Below are 15,602 nucleotides of genomic sequence, written 5' to 3' on the forward strand. Positions count from 1 at the left end.
CACCATCCGATTTCTAGCTGAAATATTTAGTTAAAGGCCTGATAAGCAGGCCTTGAGTATGCTGACAAAGCGGGGGAGGTTAGCAGGAGCGCATAAAGACCGGTTTTGGCGGCACGCCCGGAGGGCAATGGTCCAACAGGGCCGTAAATGCTGTCAATGCCTCATCTTTTTCTTTGTTACGCATCGCTATCTCTGCTGGGGTTGTGGCAAGCATTAGATTTACATCCAAATCAAATGTTTGTGCGATACCCATAATCCCAACAACGCTAGGGTCGTGTTGACGACTCTCCATATTGATGTTTGCTAGAGATATTTCTTTATATGAACGCATGGCAGAAAGTAGCGAAATAAATTTATCTTTATTCTCACGTGCGTTAGCATCAGATGAATTGAATTTATTTTCAAAAATTTTATTTACTTCTGCTTTATTGTCTTTATTGGCCACCAGCGCTCTGCGCTCTTCTGGGGAAAATTTATTTTCCGCCAGCGTTTCCCCCATCCATTTTTTTATCAAAAAACTTGCTTCAACATTATTAATTTCATTAGTTTTGATCGCATCCAGAAATGCAGTCTGGTCGGTCAAGCGTTGATTAAATTCGCTAAGTTTGATCGTTGGACTCTGTCGGAACATACCATTTATAGAGCTAGGGTCAGCTTCCATTTTCCGTATTAACTCCTGACAGAATATCCTCGTGTCGGCTCCCGAGATAGGATTAAGCGTAGTCACAGGCGGCGTTGACACAGGCGATGTTGACGCAGGAGCTTCAGCAGTCGAGGGACTCATCCTCTCACTAAGGCGATGGAAACCTGCAACGACCGCATCTTTCATCGTTACCAGTGAGTTGTATACTTTTGTCACGCAAGAAAGAAATCCCTGCTGGACGCTATTCATGGCATTCCCTGCGGCCGTGGCGGCTTTGGCGCTGGCGCTTGCCATCGCCTGGTACAGTTCAGCAGGCGGAATCGGCATTGTAATCATTACATAGTTTCCTTATTAATTTACTGTCGCCCTCCCTATGTTCAGGCGACATTGAACGAACTGCGTTATGCACTTTCCTGCACGCGCTGGATAATATCCGCAACGGTCAGGCTGCTACTGATATCGGACTCTGGTATCGTTACGCCTATTTCTTCGAGCCGCATAAGGAGGTCTATAAGCTCAACGGAGTCCATTGCCAGGTCAGTAATTAAACTGTCCTTCAGGTTGATATTTTTTGGTAGAACGCCGTTTACCTGATAAATGAGATTAGCCACCAGCGAAGCTACCGTTTTATCAATCACTGATTCATTCATAGCGAATAACCTATTGCTCGCGTCGGCGTATGAACTCAGCTAACTTTTCCTGAAAAGGAAGTTTTTCTTTGTCCTGCTCAACACTCTTATTTTCCAGAGCCCCGAATTTAGATTGATCTCGTGGCTTTAACCTCGACAGCACCGCATCCAGTTCAGCTGAGTCAGATTGGGAACCCTTAGGAACGAAACTCACCGGCTTCGACTCCCTGTTCCAGGAATTCACAGTGCGTACCGTTGTGTAAACCTGGTCGTTGCCAGACCTATTCCCGGGCATATTTACGGCCGCAGCATTAATTCGCGTTGGCTGGAAACCATCAGCTGCAGATTTACGGCTAACCTCTTCACCATCCTTGCGAAGCATTCCGTCATCAGTCGAATCCATGCCTGGATTGGCAGTTTTGATATTTGCGGGTGCCCTGTTCGCTGCCGAACCATCACTCTGCACCTGAGGATTTAGTGGGGGTTCAGGTTCAGGCCTTATCAGGCTATCCGTTAAGTTCTTCTCAACATTATGCTCCACGGTTGGTTTTGCCTTTTCCCCTTCAGAAGCCAAGGCACGTTTTTTTCCAGGTGAGCGAAGGCTGAAGGAGCCCTTTGCTTCAAAGCTTCAAACTTATCTGCCAGCGTCACGACTTTTCCGCTTGCCCGCTCAGGTTTAGTCTCTGGCCCAGGAGGGATAAAATGCGTCGGCGTTGAAGATCTGCGATTCAAAGGATCAATGTTGCGCGAGGTGGTGTAAATAAAATCACCGTTTGATAAAGAGGTGCGGCCGGACGGTTCCTTTTTCTCGCGCAGTACGACGCCATCGACGTTGTCCGCTTCCAAATTTTGCGCATTCTGCGTTTTGGACGCCTCGCCATCGAACGCCGTCTTCAGCATGTTTTGTTCAACCACAATGGTTGGCTGTTGCTGAACTTTGGGCTCAGGGTCAAGGCTCGAATCGTGAACAGTTTCCGTTTCAGTCGCCCCCTCAGTTTGAGTAGCGATGCTCTTTAATTCAGGCTTTGCTGTCTGGGTTTCAATTTCCCGCCTGGCAACGTTTTGCTGCGGAGTGTCGACAGCCAGCTCTTGCTTGTAGCCCTTTACGCCAGCCAGATTTCCAAGGAAGTTGCTACCGCCTCCAATGCCAGCATTAAACAGGTCTTTGATGAGACCCACCTTTTCAATATTGGTAAGCCCTGAATCCAGAATGTGCTTAACAATCGTAGAGTTAGAGTCCGCAGGCGAGGTATTCGCCGCACCAACTGAATGGGTAATATCGCCAACACTCCCCCCTTGGCTGGTGATATTCAGAGTAATGCCGCCCTGCCCTGGCCCGGTTGGAATAAATACTCTTTGGTTATCTGCACCACCGTCGGGGTTAGGATTCAGCATCTCCGGGCCTTGTGGTGCAGGGGTCACCGGTTCCGCATCATAAAATGTCAGCGTTTTCGAAATAGCGGCACAGTCATTGACGAAAAAGTTCAGCTTCTGGGCCATCGTTTCCCATGGCTGATTGGGCTGTGTCAGACCTTCTACGTCGTGCTTCAGGGTAGATTTGCAAACATCCAGACATTGCTTGAAGATGGCCTTGTCGTGAGTATCCACTGACTTCGCCTGGTGATGATCTTCCCAGGCTTCCATACAGTGTTCAATATACTTGTTGATCACCTTCTCAAAAGCGCACGCGCTGTATTTTGAAACCAGGCCTGAGAGTTCTTTTGCTACCTTCTGCTCTTTATTTTCATTGCCGTTAGCTTCGGCAAGTTTCTTACAAACTTTATCAAGCTTGGCTAGATCTTCTGGATTACCGCTATCTTGCACATCCTTATAGATAACACCGATAAGCGTCCTGATCTTATTTCCTTCAGGGCTTAATTCTTTTTGAAGAAAATCGGCTGGGAGATTTTTTTGCGCCTCATGACAAACAAGCTGTTTTGCATTAACGGTCTGATGCGGCTGTTGTCTAAATAGGGCTATCGGATCGTTTCTACCTTCTGTAATCAGATTGATAAAAGCGGGTCTCTCGGTCGCGCATGCAGAGCTATCCATGCCTCTGGCATAGATAGATTGAATATCCTGTCTGACTGCACCATTAATAGATCCAGGCATAATAATAACTCCTCAACTGTCCTATGTTTTGACTTTGATGCAGGGCATAAAGCATCGGGTTAGGAAATTTAACAGCCGCTGAAAGACCGTTTTTTTTGGCTTATCACTCGTTTCTCGATAGCGACTGGATATTTCAGGCTGCGCGATTAAAGCTTGATCGGCACGGTCATTATTGTGCGAAGTAGCTTGTTTTAGAGTATCTGCTCGCATATGAAAATAATAACGTTGTGCGGCGCAAACCCCTTCACCTGGCAATGAATGATGCTCTTCTGATGCAGAAGCATAGCCAAAATGGTCTTTAAAACTCCCCTGCGAGCTGTTAGACGACCCACTGTTCATACGTCTTAAAAAAGTGTCTGGTTCCGCAAATTTCACCTGCAAACCCGAAACGCGGCAGGCGAATGCACCATAGGTTTCATTTACTCCCTGAGTCAGATAAATATCTTGTCTTAAACTTTCTTGCGATGCGAACCTGTAGATGCTGTTCATATAACCCACCCAGCAAATTTTTAACCTAAGGCTTTAAGAACGTCTTTTGCACTTTCCGCAAGGGACGCGATCGCACCACTCAATACTTTATTTAAATTATCGAAGGTGCTGTTTGCCTGGCTATAACGTTGGGCAAAAGCCTGCATATTACTTTGCAGGGCGCTGCCGCCTGCATTAAAGGAGGCAAGCCACGCCTGGTAGCTGGCCGTAGAAACTTTGCCACCGCTAATACCTGATGGATAATTAGGTGCAGCGCTGTACTGATCGAGGTTGAATTCGATTTCACCGCTACCGTTTACTTTAAAGGCAGGCGCAAGCGTGGTTTCCATACTTTTACGCTCTTCCGGCGTCATTTTATCCCAGTTTTTTACACTGCCCAGGTCGATATCGTTAACTTCATTCCTGAAGTCGTCATACCCTTTTTTCATGACGGATGTATCGAACTTAACATTATTACCGTCATCACCTGTGGAAACGGCTTTGGATGCCGCTCCCTGCACGTGCGTATTATAAGCTTCGTACATTTCCGTATACTTCTGCATCAAATCGGCATAGAAATCTACGTAATCGCCTTTGATTTCTTTAATGGCGAGGGCCATTCTGGCCCACAGCTCGGCATAGCTGGTGTGGGTGGAAATTTCGTCATCACCGCTCTTTGGCTCCGGTGCAGGTTCCTGCGCCGCTCTTTGTTTCTCAGCCGAAAACTGGCTTAACGAATAGTTTGCCTTAGTACGATTTGTTACGATCTCGCGTTGGATATCCGATAACGCCTGAGCGCTACTCTTTACACGCTGTTCCTGATTGGCGACCATCTCAGCAACGTCATCCGACGGTTGCGCGCCGTCATTGGCCGTTTTGAGACACTCTAATGCGGCAAGCAGTTTGCTGTTATTAAAATCTTCGCCGCTGGTATCCAAACCATATTGACCAAGTAGAGCCCTAATTTCATCAAACTTATCCGCCTTATTAGGGGTATCCAAATGAGCAATAAGCTCTTTTATTAGTTTCGTAGTCAGTTCCGAAGTTGAACCTGCGTGGGTTTCAGCCATCGGCGCAGCTTGGGTAGCGTTGGTATCAGAGGAATAATAACTAACGGGGTTGGGTACAGCATTATTTACGTTAAGCATGGCGATATTCCTTTTGAGCAACGTATGCCGGGTATCCCTGCATACGTTGCTTATTCTTCAGATTTAGCGTGTACGTTCCGCGATGGAAGATACTGCGCTGTTATTAGCGTTGAGTATGGTGTCGGTCATACTTCTGATGGCCGCATTGGTCTCAGCGGCCTTCTTGGCCGTTTGACTTTGGGTATTGGCCAGTTCGCTGTTAACATCGCGGTCGGCGCGGGCCAGCTCTGCCTCTTTCTGCTTCTCAGCGGCTGATACGCCAAATGCCCCTTCAACAGCCCCCTGCCCGGAACGAATACCCTGGTTGGCGTACTCGGCGGTAACACGGCTCTTCTGCGTCGCGAGCTGTACCGAATTGTGGGTATCGCGCTTAAGCGCGCTGGCGTGCATATCAGCAGCCTGCGGATGTGTCATGGTGGCCTCAACATCGCCGGACAGCTTTTTGTTCTGATGAACCATGGTGTCCTTGCCACTCTTAATCGCGGTCTGATGCTCGCGAACGCCAAGCTCAAGGTTGCGGGCCGGTTTCAGATTCTTGGTGATGGAAGTGCCTTCTTTATTTAGCGCCTTCATCTGGGTCGCGGTCGTTGCTCCCTGTCCTGCAATACCCAGCGCGCCGGAGGTGATCGCCCCGTTGAGATTCTGTCGAGCAGCCTCAATGGTTTTATTACCTGCGCGAGCCGCCGCATCTACGCTGCGGTTTGTTGCCGCCGCCGCCGCTTTGTTTGCATCTCGTTCAGCATTTAACATTACGGTGGTGATGGTATTGCTCACCTCGAGCTGCTTCATGGAACCCACAACGTTGATGAACCGTGGGCCCGTGGCATCTGCGGCGGTGATATCAGTGCCGCCTTCAACAGCGGGCTGCGAACGAGCTTGACCAGCGGAAGACGAAGCGTTGCTCACGGATGACTGACTGTCACTTTTCCCGATATCTGCCGATTTATTATTTAGCTGCGTAATATTGATCTGTGAAGTTAATACGCCAGGCACTGAGACTGCCAGGCGCTCTGCTTTATTTGCATCCCCTTCCCCTGCGACGGATAATTTCACAGTTTTAGCCGGGGTATCAGTTTCAATATCTCCCCCTTTGCGTTTCTGTGCCGCAGATGATGCCTGAGTCATATCGGTACGCAGACTCTGCTTTTCCATCATCAACGACAGCATGCCCTCTTTTTTTGCGAGATCGGACATGTCCTGGACATTTCTTTTCTCTTCCTGAATAACAACACTTTTTGTTTCGGTCTTAACGTCCTGCACTCGTAAATAACGTTCTGACGCACCAGCACCAATAATTGGATCGGACATAATTGATAAAACTCCTTTATATTATTGCGGGTAAAAAATAGTCCCGCCGTTTATCCGGCAACTGCACTCATCTGTTTAGTAATATATTTACCGGCCTGCGCCTGGTTTTCCGCAACCGTTGAGATATTGCGCACAATCTCACTGACCGATTCCATTCGATGGGTAAAGCTATCGATGGCGCGATTCATCATTTCGTTAAGCAAATCCTGAAGCGCTGCGTCCTTCATCATTTCAGCTCTGATCTTCGACGCTTCCAGCAGCATACTGGCCGCAACAATCCCGACAGCCGCCTGGCTTGAGGTATTGACCACGCTCAGACCCACCACAGCCTTCTGGCTGTAATTAGAAACCTTGGCCATTTGCAGCTCGTCTGCACCCAATGAACGGCCAAAACCTTTGCTTAGCCGCTTAATAACCTGGCCGATGGCACTGTCCATCAATTTTTGCATGGTAGATTTTGTGGCTTTTTCAGCCACTTCTTGCGCTACCTCTTCCGCAACTTCCTTCACCGCGGTGCGCACCACGTTTTTGGTGACGTCTTTAACGACCTCTTTTTCCACTTCAACAGCAACATTTTTGGCCATGGTCTTGCTGGCTTCTTCTGCCACGTCGACACCAATCTTTTTCATCACCGTGCCAAAAACTTTGCTCATCACGCTACCCGCCACCATTACACCGGCGACAAGTACCGCCGCCGCCGCGATCGCGCCCAGGATTTGTCCCACCATATCTGCCGTGTCTTTATCGACGCCGAAGGATTGAAGAATGGCTGAGAATATTTTGCCCATCATCTCCATCAGCGGTTTCACGATCGCATCCATCAGCGGCTGCATCGCGTCGGCCATAAACGAACGGCCGGTCACGGCCTGGCTTATCTCGTCACCAATCGCCAGCGCTAGCCCAACGGCCGCCAGTGCCAAAGAAGCGCCACCGGTGAATGCCGCAGCGGCAAAGCTGACGGCCGTAACAATCCAGCCCAAAACCTTGCCAATGCAGCCCATCGTCTTCTGCATTTCTTCAGCTTTACGCACTTCCTCTTCGTATTCCTTGGCCTTTTTCTCCGCGTCCTTGGCCGCTGCTTCCGCCAATTTCTGCTTCAGCTCCGCCGACGCCTGAAGATCGTCACTGGAACTTTTGTTAATCAGCTGCGCCATCAGGGCCATGAGGAATGTCAGGGTTTTAGACTCTGCGTCAGCCTCCTTACGCCGCTGTTCAATGGTGCTTTGCTGCTGCGGGTTGAACGACTCAACCATCCTCTGCGACTTAGCCTGCGTCGCATCTAGTGCCGATCGGGAGCTTTTCTCCGCAGCTATTGCAGGATTCAACGTCTTATTAGCAAAGTTGTTATAGGCGGTTGTGGCCTGGGTGAGGTTAGCCTGCGCAGCGTTCACCGCCGTTTTAGCAGCATCAACCTTGTCCTGTAGTTCTTCAGAAACCGGGTCTTGTTTTGCGGCCTCGGCCTCAAGGGCCGCTAATTTTCTTTGCGCGTCATCAAGCGCAGATTGGGCCTTTCCGACATCCTGTGAAAGCGCATCCGCCTGCTGTTGCGCAGCTTTAAGCGCGTCAGCATCGCTGGCCCATTGCGTCCCCTGCAGCTCTAACTGGGCTGCCATCTCGGAATAGGCATTCGCGGCGCCATCCATCATGGCGTTGATGCCCTGCAGCTGGGCGAGCAGGTTACTCATCGACGTTTCATTCGTGAGCTGCATGACTTTCCCGAGCAATGCCGTCGCCCAGGCCGAAGCAGAAAGCTTCGCTTCGCTGCCGCTTTTTGCCGTGGCGGGCTCGCGGCTCGCCGGAGACTTAAGCTGAGGAATGTCCTGGTTATCTAAGTTCGTCCTTGGGGTATTCCCGTTAACGGTATTGATAGTCGATTTCAACAGCTTGAGCAGCTGATCGGGCTGCAGGGTTTGCAGCGCACCCTTAACAGAATTCAGCTGCGGATGATCTTTTAACTCCGCATTGCCGAGGCGTTTTGCCTGTGCGGTTTGTTTTTTTAACTCAACATCGCCCGCTTCCATCCCCGCCTGATGTTGGTCTACCGGCTCTTGGGTCGCTTGCTCCAGAATGACTGGTCGCGCCACCTGCCTGATTATCTCCATTATTATTCCTCATTAAGTTTCTCCTCTTCAGGAGTATCGGTCTTGTCATTATTTATTTTATTAAGCGCGGAAATATAGGCTTTCGCCTTTTCACTTAATAACGCGTCTTTACACCTGCTAATAACAATATCGAAGCATTTACGAGCCTGCACACTCTGTCGCAGCATCAGGTTACATTGACCGGCATAAAACATTGGCCTGAAGTCATCTTTAGATAAGGAATAAGCAAGTGCATAAAATTCGATAGCTTTGGCATAGTTCTTTTTAAGCTGATAGACCGCCGCAAGACCCATTGCATATTCAGGGTTATAGAAATCATAAATGCACAGAAAACGGAACAGAGACTCGGCATCGTCCAACTTTCCATGATGATAAAAATCGTACGCCAGCTTATAAACGTCCTGCATGGTGTCATTAGGTACGGCATAGACATCCTTAAGCGTCGCCCCGTTTTGAATGGCATCCAGCAAGCTTTCAGCATAAGCATCGAGTTGCTCATCACTTTTAAATTCTTCTTCATCGTTGAGTAATTCCAACATATTTTTATTAGCCATTGCAGCCTCTTTCCTTATTAGTTGTTAACATCTAAAAACAGCCAATTAACCCAAAGGCGAACAGTGAAGAAGATATAATCATCATACTGTTGCGCCCCGGTAGTTAATACAAAAAAACCGCACAGGTGTCCGCTACGAATGGCCCGTTGGCGGTTGCTGACTTTCCGGCAATGTAGATTCGGCCTCCTCGTCGGCCACCGCCATTTGGGTCATGCCCGCGGCTTCGACCTGACGCAGCCAGATAAGAATGTCCATAACGTCAATCAGCACATCATCATTTAGCGAAATGAAGCTGTACTGGCTATAGGTGCGATAAAGCCTGCGGGTAAGCGGAATATTGCGTACTACCGGCACGCCGATTTTTTCCGCATAGGCAATCGCCGCTTTGGCTTTCATGTTGGTGCAACGCAGAGCAATAAAGGGCAGCGATGCCACTTCCGGGTTAAAATAGATCGCCATCGCGATATGCGTTGGGTTCGCCATCACCACCTCAGAATTTCTGACCGCCGCCATTTCCTCCCCGGAAAGTATCTCCTGGTGCGCTCGCCGTCTGGCACTTTTAATCTGTGGATTGCCGTCGCTCTCTTTACGCTCCTGTTTGACCTCATGTTTATCCATTTTGAGATCTTTGAAATGGAGAAAATATTCAACGATAAAATCTGCAATCAGCACAAAAACCGACCAGCCAATAAACACCAGCACGGCATTCAGCGTCAGCGAAACCCAACAAGCAATAAGCCCGGCTATATCGGTCCGATAAAGCGTTAATACCTGGCGAAGGTCGTTGTGAATCAGGCAGTAGCAGGTCGCCGCAAATACAATGAGATAGCAAACTGATTTCACCAGCTCTTTTACCGTGCGCATGCTGAAGATCTTTTTTACCCCTTCCACCGGGTTTAGCGCTTTGAAATTTAGCTTGATGGCTTCGGTTGCAATAGAAAACCCAGTCTGCAGCAAGGTTGCGGCCATACCCACCAGCGCACAAAGCGCAATAAATGGCAGGCTAAGCAGAAAGAAAATACGCATTAAGCCCATGAGGAAATCATTTATCCCAATCTGGGTGCTGTACAGCAGGGTCATGGAGTAAAAATGGGTGAAGTCACTGAAACTCATGCCATAGGCCAGGTAAAAGATCCCGGTTAGCAGTATCACCGTGGTAATAAGATCCTTACTTTTAAACGTCTGGCCCTTTTTAGACGAGTCCTTGCGCTTTTTACTGGTAGGCTGTTCTGTTTTTTCTGCCATAGAAATATTTCCTCAGGTAAGAAATTGCTGAAAACCTGAAAGCGAGAACATGTGTAGCGGTTTCTCAGATAGCGAATGAAAGCCGTAGAAAAGGAAAACTGCGAAGGCGATAAAGCTCTTGATGGTTAGAGACAGTGAAAAAGGGTTGAGCTGCGGGCAATAACGTGCGAACACGCCGAGCAACATTTCGGCGATCATCATCACTAACATCACCGGCGCAGCAAGGAGAATGCTGTTTTGCACTAATACCACCAGCAGATGTCCGGCCTGTTCCCAGTGAACACCTTCTAAGGAACTCCCTCGTGGAAACATTTGATAGCTTTGCACCATCACTTCCATAAGTAGCCGCATGCCTCCGCTGGCAAAAAAAATAGCACCGAAGGCAAAGTTTAAAAAACCCGATAATATCGAGCTTTGCACCCCGTTAACCGGGTCGATACTGTCACTGATTGTCGCGCCGCGTTGGTTATCAAGAATTTCACCGAGGCCGATGACTACCCAGAAAGGCATACACAGCGTAAACGCTAAAATTAACCCGATAATACATTCTTTAATTATAATAATAAGCCACCCCTGCTCTGGACTTAATACCGTTTCAAAGCAGGGCCAAAGACCGATGATCGTCAGCGAGATAATCGTGTTTTTAATAATCAGATTTGATAGAACCCGTTCGCCCAGTACCGGCAGCATATAAAAGACGATAGCCAGCCGCGCGTAAACGATGACAAAAGTCAGCACGCTGTGCTGAAAATTAAGATAGAACGCCACAAACAGCATATATTTTCCGTTTTAACGAAAAGCCATATAAAAAGCCTGAGTGGCGAAATTCGTCATTTCGGCTGAAAACCACTCCATCAGCATAAAAATGCTGGCAAATACCGCCAGCATTTTCAGCCCAAAAGGCAGCGTTTGTTCCTGAATTTGCATGATGGTCTGAAACAGGCCAACGATAATGCCAACGATGGTAGCAAAGGCGATAGGTACCGCCGTTAGCTTCAGCACAACGAGCAGCGCGGAGTTACCAATAAATAATACATTACTCATGATGTCATCAGATCGGCGTACTGGGCGATCAGTCCTTTGGTTAACAAACTCCAACCGTTCATTGACACGAACAGAATGAGCTTAATAGGAATCGAAATGGTCACCGGGCTCATCATCATCATCCCCAACGCCAGTAGGATACTTGAAACCACCATATCGATGACTACAAACGGGACGTAAAGATAAAACGCAATTTTAAATGCGCTCTGTATTTCGCTTAGCGCATAGGCTGGCATCAGGGTCATGAGCGGCAGGCCCGTTAATTCATGGTCTTCCACCTCAGGCTCCGGCTCACCGGTTCTTTGCTGCTGTACTTTATTAAAAAAGCGGATTAAGTCATGATCGGAATAATTCACCAGATAAGCCCGGTAACTTCCCAACCCCTGATCCATAAGTTGAGTTACGGAGCTGCTGTCATTGAAGTCGATATGGTTTTCTTCAATATAGCCGGAAATTTTCTGACACACGGGCATCATGACAAAAGCGCTTAAAATAAGCGCTACGCCATTTAAGGTTAAGGTCGAAGGTACCTGTTGGATCCCGAGGGCATTGCGCACCATCACCAGCACAATGGAGAACTTAATAAAGCAGGTTCCCCCGGCAATAATAAAAGGCAATAAGGTGAAAAACGACAATATCGCAATTAAAGAAATATCATTACTCAACATCAGGCTGTACCATGTTACCTGGCAGGGTGGGGTTCACGTGATTAACCTCAACCGCCAGAGATCCGTTCTCCAGAGCCACCAACTCACCGCGGGCAAATAGTTTTTTGTTGAGGTAGATTTTAATATTTTGTTCTGCTTCTGGGGTCAGCGCCAATGACGTGCCCGGCGTTATTGCATCTAATTCCGCCAGTGTCACCGTCCGGCCATCCAGCACAAATTTAATATTGACGGGCAGACTGGTCCAGTCGTGCAAAACCTCATCTTCATAGTATTCCTGGTAATGCTCTTCTAACTGCTCTTCCACAATAACCTCCTGATTAGGGTAATAACTCAGTTTAAAAAGTCGGCGATCGCCTACCGTCAGATGGGGCAAGTTCTGTTTTATCAGCAGCAAATCCCCGGCAGCCACGTCTGCTAACTGGGCAAGGGAGAGCTGGCTGTATCCCAGCACGTAGTTCAGCTGGAAAGGCACCTGATTGGCGGAGATGGCCGGTACATGCAATGCGCGCTCCCCGCTCTGTGGCCAGTCAAGGCACAGCAGCTGGCAAGGCTCTGCGGGGATCGCAAGCGCCTTTTCCGGCAGGGCGCCTGCGGGTAGCACAATCTGTACCGCATCCCACACCTGCTCCTCGACCAAAAAGCTCAGTTCGAGATGGTTTAACCAGCGCGCCAGATAGTTGAGGGGAACCTCCAACCAGGGGATATCGGGCAGGTGGACATCCATGTATCCGAGCCAGGCGTCAACGCTAAGCCAGGCCTGCGACCGGCTACCCTGCTTATCCTCAAGCTGCACCTGCAAATAGCGCTCCTGCCCGCTAAACTCAGCGATCTCACTACCAGGGTGATGGTTACGCAGCAGCTCAAGCGTCAGTTGGCGGCCGTCAAGCTTGCGTAAATGATCTCTCAAACTCATTCCTGATCCTCATCCTGCTGTTGCTGCTGCCGCCGCTGCTGTTGCTGTTCATCTCGCTCCTGCTGTGGGCGCAGAAGATCGGGGCTGAGACCTGTCAAATGGCCCATATTGCGAAGCAGCACATCCGCTGCACGAGCATCGGAAGGAAGCAAAGTGACATTCCCTTCCCGGCGTGCTTCGGTTGGCACCGAAATTCTGACCGAATGGTCGCCGGACCAGCGTTGAAACTGATAGTTCACTTCGAGCGTCTGGCCTTTGTTTTCGCCTTTCACCCCGCTTTCCAAACCGGCCTGAGTCTTCAGCTGCTGGAGCGTTGCGGGGCTATTTCTGCTTTGTGCCGCTGTTTCGCCCTGCTTTGGCACCACGTTCTCCGGCTGCTTCGCCCCCTGCCAAAGCGGTCTTGCTTCGCCAGAATCTTCCTTTATTCGAAACGGCTTTTCCTGGCGGCCCGCCTCAGCCTCCGGGGCCGATGTAGTGACGATGCCAGGGTTTACTACGGCGGCAGCCTGAGGGTGCTGAGCCGTGGTGGATTGATGAAGTTTTGTAGCCGCGTCTACGAGCGTATTTGTTGCAACGTTTATGGCGACAGACGTGGTGGATTGCCCCTCGGTTCTGGATGCGCTCGCCACAGCCCTGGTGCTTAACGGGCTGGTGACCTCGCCTTTTTGGACGACGACGGAGTTTTTGCCTGCGTTCTGCGTAGCCATCTGGCCAGCAACGACCAACGCCACCTGCCGACGCAGGCCATCGCCCTTCTTCGTCTGGCGTGCTTCGGCGGCAAGGCCCAAAGAGGCGGCAGCGACTTCTTTTGCAGCCTGCTTTTCGGTTTTCTGCAGGCCTCCCCCCTTCGCTAAGGAGGTCGTTAATCTAACCAGCGCCCCCGGCGGTAGCATGGCGGCCAGCGAAATATTCTCGCCGCCCTCATCCTGCTTTTTCTTTTTCGCAATATGTTTTAGCAGCGCGTTGTCATCCGGCGTTGAATCGCCCTTCATCGTAACGCTCATACTGACTTCAGAAACTTTTTCTACCATAACCCGCAATCTCCTGAATTTCGTTTTCTGCATCATTGTCGCAGCGGCGTATATAATCGCGGCGCAGCGGCTGCAAATAATAAGAAAGTTTGTAGTGCTTTTTATCCAGCAGGCTCATTGCGGCGCGATGCTGCTCAAGATTGTGCTCCAGATTATATTTTTCATTTTCCAGCTGATTTATTTTATGAAGAACCAACTGCTGGTGAGTTAATAAAGCCCCCTGCTTCCTTATTCCCTTATAAATATCCGCACGGCTGTGTAAGCCGGAAGGGGTTAACATTTTTATCTGCTGGTTGATATCCGCGCACTCCTGCTGATGCTCAGCAATTGTCTGCCTTATTTTTGCTAATCGGTTTTCCGTTTTTACGATATCGCCCTGCAGAATCTGTTGTTTGCGCTCCAGCAGGGAGACAAACTCGCGCCCTTTACGCCACGCTTCCATATAAACTTTCCAGACAGGCCTGCATGTCGGTTTTTTCGTCCATGCTTTGTTGGAGAAAAGCTTCCATCTGGTTTTTGTGATCAAAAGCGGCATCGTTTTCCGGATTCTCGCCGCGTCGATATTCGCCGAGATCCAGATAGAGCTGCATCTCTTTTTGACGTACCAGATATTCACGAAAGCGTTTTGCTAACTGACGGTGTTCCGGGTCTGTTACCTGTAAAAATACGCGGCTAATGCTCTGCATAATATCAATCGCCGGATAGTGTCCTTTCGCGGCCAGCTTTTTGCTGAGATAAATATGCCCGTCAAGAATCGAGCGGACTTCATCGCCAATGACATCCGACTCTTCCTCATTTTCAATCAGCACCGTATAAAAGGCGGTGATGGAACCGGTTAAAAACCGTCCTGGCCGCTCCAGTAATTTCGGCAAGGCCTCAAATACGGATGCCGGGTAGCCTCTTCGGGCGGGCAACTCTCCCATACTTAGCGCCACATCACGCAGCGCTCGCGCATAGCGGGTTATTGAGTCTATAAACAGAAGTACGTTTTTACCCTGCTCGCTAAAGAACTCGGCTATCGTCGTGGCAATCTGCGCCGCGTTGCAGCGCTCAACACAGGAACGGTCTGACGTTGCGTAAACCAGCACGATCTGTGAACAGCGCGACGAACGCTTTAGCTCTTCAACAAACTCGGTGACTTCACGTCCACGCTCGCCAATAAGCCCGATGACGTAGATATCCGCTTCGGAATGCTCAACGATCATGCTCATCAAAGAGGTTTTGCCGCAACCCGCCGCCGCAAAAATCCCCATACGCTGCCCCTGGCCACAGGTCAGCAGGCCATCAATTGCCCTGACACCGGTCGCCAGAGATTCAGCGATAGGCTTACGCTGGGTAAAATCTTTAGGCGCCCCGCAGGCCTCCAGGCTATGCGCACCGGTCAAACTCTGCTGCACGGCGTTGTCCAGGCGCCCGCGAACAGTACCGGTTGCGTCAATGATTGCCCCGGCGATATTTTTATGAACATCGATACGAAAAGGCTTGCCGGTCGGCAGCAGGACATTGCTGCGTGAAAAGCCCTGATTATCGTTAAGCAAGCTCAGTAACGTATGCTCCTTATTGAATCCAATCACCTGGGCCGTCCCCAGCACTTCGGGTTCAAGTAATGATTTCTGAATCTCGCATATCTCACCGATGCGCGTCCCCGGCAAATGCGCTTCAATCACATTTCCCTGAATACGTAACGGGTGTGCTAGATGAACCAGGCATTTGGCTACCATTGTGTGAACCTCAGTA

The 15,602-nt window shown here is 49.5% G+C and carries 17 protein-coding genes; all 17 read right to left on the reverse strand.

What is annotated here, in order from left to right; translation table 11 throughout:
• Positions 1 to 79: 79 nt before the first annotated feature.
• Entirely contained in the window at positions 80 to 979 is a 900-nt protein-coding gene (locus UC15_RS03485) for a hypothetical protein (protein ID WP_112287146.1), read from the reverse strand.
• 65 nt (positions 980 to 1,044) lie between these two features.
• Positions 1,045 to 1,293, reverse strand: a complete 249-nt coding sequence (locus UC15_RS03490) for an acyl carrier protein (RefSeq protein ID WP_112287147.1) — start codon at positions 1,291 to 1,293, stop codon at positions 1,045 to 1,047.
• Positions 1,294 to 1,303: 10 nt separating this feature from the next.
• Positions 1,304 to 1,813, reverse strand: coding sequence for a hypothetical protein (locus UC15_RS03495; RefSeq protein ID WP_112287148.1), 510 nt, complete (start codon positions 1,811 to 1,813; stop codon positions 1,304 to 1,306).
• Positions 1,786 to 3,384, reverse strand: a complete 1,599-nt coding sequence (locus tag UC15_RS03500; RefSeq protein ID WP_112287149.1) for a hypothetical protein — start codon at positions 3,382 to 3,384, stop codon at positions 1,786 to 1,788. The genes UC15_RS03495 and UC15_RS03500 overlap by 28 nt, the downstream gene beginning before the upstream one ends.
• Positions 3,385 to 3,405: 21 nt before the next feature.
• Positions 3,406 to 3,873: a hypothetical protein gene (locus UC15_RS25615; RefSeq protein ID WP_157960957.1), complete on the reverse strand. Its 468-nt coding sequence runs from the start codon at positions 3,871 to 3,873 to the stop codon at positions 3,406 to 3,408.
• Between the two features lie 20 nt (positions 3,874 to 3,893).
• Positions 3,894 to 5,000, reverse strand: a complete 1,107-nt coding sequence (locus UC15_RS03505) for an IpaD/SipD/SspD family type III secretion system needle tip protein (protein WP_112287150.1) — start codon at positions 4,998 to 5,000, stop codon at positions 3,894 to 3,896.
• 63 nt (positions 5,001 to 5,063) lie between these two features.
• Entirely contained in the window at positions 5,064 to 6,308 is a 1,245-nt protein-coding gene (locus UC15_RS03510; protein WP_112287151.1) for a type III secretion system protein, read from the reverse strand.
• Positions 6,309 to 6,358: 50 nt separating this feature from the next.
• Positions 6,359 to 8,410, reverse strand: coding sequence for a type III secretion system translocon subunit SctE (gene sctE, locus UC15_RS03515; RefSeq protein WP_112287152.1), 2,052 nt, complete (start codon positions 8,408 to 8,410; stop codon positions 6,359 to 6,361).
• Between the two features lie 2 nt (positions 8,411 to 8,412).
• Positions 8,413 to 8,964, reverse strand: a complete 552-nt coding sequence (sicA, locus tag UC15_RS03520; protein WP_112287153.1) for a type III secretion system translocator chaperone SicA — start codon at positions 8,962 to 8,964, stop codon at positions 8,413 to 8,415.
• Positions 8,965 to 9,096: 132 nt separating this feature from the next.
• Entirely contained in the window at positions 9,097 to 10,209 is a 1,113-nt protein-coding gene (locus UC15_RS03525) for an EscU/YscU/HrcU family type III secretion system export apparatus switch protein (protein WP_112287154.1), read from the reverse strand.
• A 12-nt stretch (positions 10,210 to 10,221) separates the two neighbouring features.
• A complete protein-coding gene (sctT, locus tag UC15_RS03530; protein WP_112287155.1) occupies positions 10,222 to 10,986 on the reverse strand; it encodes a type III secretion system export apparatus subunit SctT in 765 nt (254 codons plus the stop codon).
• A 12-nt stretch (positions 10,987 to 10,998) separates the two neighbouring features.
• Complete coding sequence (gene sctS / locus UC15_RS03535) at positions 10,999 to 11,253, reverse strand: type III secretion system export apparatus subunit SctS (protein ID WP_112287156.1); 255 nt, start codon at positions 11,251 to 11,253, stop codon at positions 10,999 to 11,001.
• Positions 11,250 to 11,921 carry an EscR/YscR/HrcR family type III secretion system export apparatus protein gene (locus tag UC15_RS03540; RefSeq protein ID WP_112287157.1) on the reverse strand — a complete coding sequence of 224 codons (672 nt, stop codon included), beginning with the start codon at positions 11,919 to 11,921 and terminating at the stop codon, positions 11,250 to 11,252. Before UC15_RS03540 ends, sctS begins: the two co-directional genes overlap by 4 nt.
• The gene (locus UC15_RS03545) at positions 11,911 to 12,834 is read right to left on the reverse strand and encodes a FliM/FliN family flagellar motor switch protein (protein WP_112287158.1); all 924 of its coding nucleotides are present in this window, start codon (positions 12,832 to 12,834) and stop codon (positions 11,911 to 11,913) included. The genes UC15_RS03540 and UC15_RS03545 overlap by 11 nt, the downstream gene beginning before the upstream one ends.
• Entirely contained in the window at positions 12,831 to 13,865 is a 1,035-nt protein-coding gene (locus UC15_RS03550) for a type III secretion system needle length determinant, SpaN/EivJ family (RefSeq protein WP_157960958.1), read from the reverse strand. Before UC15_RS03550 ends, UC15_RS03545 begins: the two co-directional genes overlap by 4 nt.
• Positions 13,846 to 14,307, reverse strand: a complete 462-nt coding sequence (locus tag UC15_RS03555; RefSeq protein ID WP_112287160.1) for a type III secretion system protein — start codon at positions 14,305 to 14,307, stop codon at positions 13,846 to 13,848. Before UC15_RS03555 ends, UC15_RS03550 begins: the two co-directional genes overlap by 20 nt.
• The gene (gene sctN, locus UC15_RS03560) at positions 14,291 to 15,586 is read right to left on the reverse strand and encodes a type III secretion system ATPase SctN (RefSeq protein WP_112287161.1); all 1,296 of its coding nucleotides are present in this window, start codon (positions 15,584 to 15,586) and stop codon (positions 14,291 to 14,293) included. Before sctN ends, UC15_RS03555 begins: the two co-directional genes overlap by 17 nt.
• Between the last annotated feature and the right edge of the window lie 16 nt (positions 15,587 to 15,602).

It is taken from the genome of Rahnella sp. AN3-3W3 (assembly GCF_003263545.1).
GTDB lineage: Bacteria > Pseudomonadota > Gammaproteobacteria > Enterobacterales > Enterobacteriaceae > Rahnella > Rahnella variigena.

Coding starts and splice junctions, on each gene's coding strand:
- UC15_RS03485 (WP_112287146.1), bottom strand. CDS start 979: ATGATTACAATGCCGATTCCGCCTGCTGAACTGTACCAGGCGATGGCA.
- UC15_RS03490 (WP_112287147.1), bottom strand. CDS start 1,293: ATGAATGAATCAGTGATTGATAAAACGGTAGCTTCGCTGGTGGCTAAT.
- UC15_RS03500 (WP_112287149.1), bottom strand. CDS start 3,384: ATGCCTGGATCTATTAATGGTGCAGTCAGACAGGATATTCAATCTATC.
- UC15_RS25615 (WP_157960957.1), bottom strand. CDS start 3,873: ATGAACAGCATCTACAGGTTCGCATCGCAAGAAAGTTTAAGACAAGAT.
- UC15_RS03505 (WP_112287150.1), bottom strand. CDS start 5,000: ATGCTTAACGTAAATAATGCTGTACCCAACCCCGTTAGTTATTATTCC.
- UC15_RS03510 (WP_112287151.1), bottom strand. CDS start 6,308: ATGTCCGATCCAATTATTGGTGCTGGTGCGTCAGAACGTTATTTACGA.
- sctE (WP_112287152.1), bottom strand. CDS start 8,410: ATGGAGATAATCAGGCAGGTGGCGCGACCAGTCATTCTGGAGCAAGCG.
- sicA (WP_112287153.1), bottom strand. CDS start 8,964: ATGGCTAATAAAAATATGTTGGAATTACTCAACGATGAAGAAGAATTT.
- UC15_RS03525 (WP_112287154.1), bottom strand. CDS start 10,209: ATGGCAGAAAAAACAGAACAGCCTACCAGTAAAAAGCGCAAGGACTCG.
- sctT (WP_112287155.1), bottom strand. CDS start 10,986: ATGCTGTTTGTGGCGTTCTATCTTAATTTTCAGCACAGCGTGCTGACT.
- sctS (WP_112287156.1), bottom strand. CDS start 11,253: ATGAGTAATGTATTATTTATTGGTAACTCCGCGCTGCTCGTTGTGCTG.
- UC15_RS03540 (WP_112287157.1), bottom strand. CDS start 11,921: ATGTTGAGTAATGATATTTCTTTAATTGCGATATTGTCGTTTTTCACC.
- UC15_RS03545 (WP_112287158.1), bottom strand. CDS start 12,834: ATGAGTTTGAGAGATCATTTACGCAAGCTTGACGGCCGCCAACTGACG.
- UC15_RS03550 (WP_157960958.1), bottom strand. CDS start 13,865: ATGGTAGAAAAAGTTTCTGAAGTCAGTATGAGCGTTACGATGAAGGGC.
- UC15_RS03555 (WP_112287160.1), bottom strand. CDS start 14,307: ATGGAAGCGTGGCGTAAAGGGCGCGAGTTTGTCTCCCTGCTGGAGCGC.
- sctN (WP_112287161.1), bottom strand. CDS start 15,586: ATGGTAGCCAAATGCCTGGTTCATCTAGCACACCCGTTACGTATTCAG.